4 protein-coding genes are annotated in these 2,360 nt (G+C 65.5%); 1 reads left to right on the plus strand and 3 read right to left on the minus strand.

Features of this window, described 5'->3' with window-relative positions; genetic code table 11:
- The coding region (locus tag VK519_RS09915; RefSeq protein ID WP_324349417.1) for a DUF4426 domain-containing protein at nucleotides 1–401 on the plus strand (401 nt) is incomplete at its 5' end.
- A 7-nt stretch (nucleotides 402–408) separates the two neighbouring features.
- Here VK519_RS09915 and VK519_RS09920 read toward each other — a convergent pair.
- Genes VK519_RS09920 through pdxH form a run of 3 tightly spaced genes read right to left on the minus strand, consistent with a single transcriptional unit; the run spans nucleotide 409 to nucleotide 2,239 of the window.
- Complete coding sequence (locus VK519_RS09920; RefSeq protein WP_324349419.1) at nucleotides 409–1,212, minus strand: ABC transporter substrate-binding protein; 804 nt, start codon at nucleotides 1,210–1,212, stop codon at nucleotides 409–411.
- Nucleotides 1,213–1,214: 2 nt separating this feature from the next.
- Nucleotides 1,215–1,655 carry a secondary thiamine-phosphate synthase enzyme YjbQ gene (locus VK519_RS09925; protein WP_324349421.1) on the minus strand — a complete coding sequence of 147 codons (441 nt, stop codon included), beginning with the start codon at nucleotides 1,653–1,655 and terminating at the stop codon, nucleotides 1,215–1,217.
- The gene (pdxH, locus tag VK519_RS09930) at nucleotides 1,652–2,239 is read right to left on the minus strand and encodes a pyridoxamine 5'-phosphate oxidase (RefSeq protein WP_324349423.1); all 588 of its coding nucleotides are present in this window, start codon (nucleotides 2,237–2,239) and stop codon (nucleotides 1,652–1,654) included. The genes VK519_RS09925 and pdxH overlap by 4 nt, the downstream gene beginning before the upstream one ends.
- Nucleotides 2,240–2,360: the final 121 nt, after the last annotated feature.

The raw sequence follows: 2,360 nt of genomic DNA on the forward strand, positions 1-2,360 counted from the left end.
TTCTTGCATTGCTGGCGCTCACCGGCCCCGCCCTGGCCGATAGCATGCGCGCCGGCGACTTCATCGTGCGCTACAACGCACTGTCCGCCGACGGCCTTCCCGCCGCGTCAGCCAAGGCACAGGGCGTGGCGCACACGCCGGAACAGGGCTTGCTGAACGTCTCGGCCAGCCGCATCGCCAACGACGAGAGCGTCGAGGCCACGGTGAAGGCGAAGGTCACCACGCTCACCGGCGACAACGTACCCATCACCTTCCGCAAGATCAGCGAGGGCGGCAGTACCACGTACCTTGGCACCTTCACCGTACCAAGCTCCGGCTCACTGCATTTTTCGCTGGATGTCACGCCTAAGGGCGGCACGACCCAGCACGCGGAATTCAACCAGGATTTCATCGTCGACTGACGATACTTCAGGCGTGGCGCGCAGCCCACGAAGCGATGATCGCATGCATGGCATCCAGCCCATCGAAGATCGCAGCCGGACCCGGCTGCAGGATGAGCGGTGACTTGATCTCGTAGAGGTCGCCGTTGCGCACGGCGGGAACATCCGCCCAGCCTTCGCGTGCTGCGACGGTGCCGGGCTGGAAGCGCTTGCCGCACCAGGAACCCAGGATGATGTCCGGCATGCGGCGCGCAGCTTCCGTCGGATCGGCCAGGATGCGCTGCTTGGCCAGGGGCTCCATCATCAATTCGGGGAACACGTCATCGCCACCGGCGATGCGGATCAATTCGGCGACCCAGCGGATGCCGGTGATCTGCGGATCGTCCCATTCTTCGAAATACACCTTCGGCCGCCGCGGCAAGGCGGCGGCGAGTGCCAAGACGCGTGCCAATTGCGCCTCGGCGCGCTGCGCCAGCGCTTCGGCGCGGTCGCTCGCGCCGACCATGGCGCCCAGGCGCCGGATATAGGCCACGATGCCTTCGACGCTGCGGTGGTTGCTGATCCAAACCTCGACGCCAGCCTGGATCAGGTCGCGCGCGATATCGGCCTGGATATCGGAAAAACCGATCGCAAGATCCGGCTTGAGGTCGAGGATGGCGCCGATCTTTGCGCTGGTGAACGCCGATACCTTCGGCTTCTCCTTGCGCGCCCGCGGCGGCCGCACGGTAAAGCCCGAGATACCCACGATGCGGTGCTCTTCGCCAATGGCGTAGAGCACCTCGGTGGGTTCTTCGGTCAGGCAGACGATGCGCTGCGGAAAAGCGTCGGACAAGGTCAATGCCCCAGCACAGTGATGGTCACCTTGCGCTGGTGCGCATGCGTGCGGTGCTCATAGAGATAGATGCCCTGCCAGGTGCCGAGCATCGGCTTGCCGGCATGCACGGGCACCGACAGGCTGCAACCGGTAAGGATGGCGCGCACGTGCGCGGGCATGTCGTCCGGGCCTTCGTCGTCGTGGCGGAAGATCGGATCGCCGTCGGGCACCAGGCGTGCGAAGAAGCGCTCCAGATCCGCCTGTACGGTGGGATCGGCGTTCTCGCCGATCAACAGCGAGCAACTGGTGTGGTGCACGAATATTTGCGCAAGCCCCGTGCCCACGCCGCTTGCCGTGACGGCATCGCGTATCTGCTGGGTGACGTCGAACAACCCGCGGCCACGCGTATGCACGGTAAACCCATGCTGCGCGACATGCTGCACGGGCTGCGCGCGGCTCATGGATACAACAACCGGCTGCGCCAGGTTTCACCGAAGCGGTCCCAGCGAACGCGCTCGTGCAGGCGGAATTCCGCCCCGTACCAGAATTCCACCATGTTCGGCTGCATCAGGTAGCCACCCCAGTACGGCGGCCGGGTTACGTCGCGGCCTTCGAACTCGGCTTCGTATTTGGCAACGCGCTGTTCAAACGTGTCGCGGTCGGGCAGCGTCTGCGACTGCGCCGACGCCCACGCACCGATCTGGCTGCCGCGCGCACGCGTGGCGAAGTACGCGTCGGCGTCTTCCGGCAGCAGCCGGCTGGTGCCGCCTTCGAAACGCACCTGCACGCCGTGCGCGATGTGCTTCCAGTGGAAGGTGAGCGCCACCTGCGGGTGGGCCTTCAACTGCTCGCCCTTCGCGCTTTCGGTATTGGTGAAGAAGCGAAGGCCCCGCTCGTCCACGCCCTTGAGCAAGACGATGCGCGATGAAATGCGCCCGTCGACATCGGCGGTGGCTAGGTTCATGGCGGTAGGCTCGGGATCGCCGCTGGCGCGCGCCTCCTCGAGCAGACCGCGGAAGGTGGCGAGGATGTCGGTGCTGAGCATGCGAAGAATTCGATCCGGGCGATGGCAGGCACTATGCTCGGCTGCCATGAGCGAGGTGAATCCTAACATGGGGCCCGATGCGCTGGCCGTGACGCTGCTGGACGGTGCACCGCGCCTGCTG

This window comes from Pinirhizobacter sp. (assembly GCF_035317885.1).
In the GTDB taxonomy this organism is placed as follows: Bacteria; Pseudomonadota; Gammaproteobacteria; order Xanthomonadales; family Rhodanobacteraceae; genus Pinirhizobacter.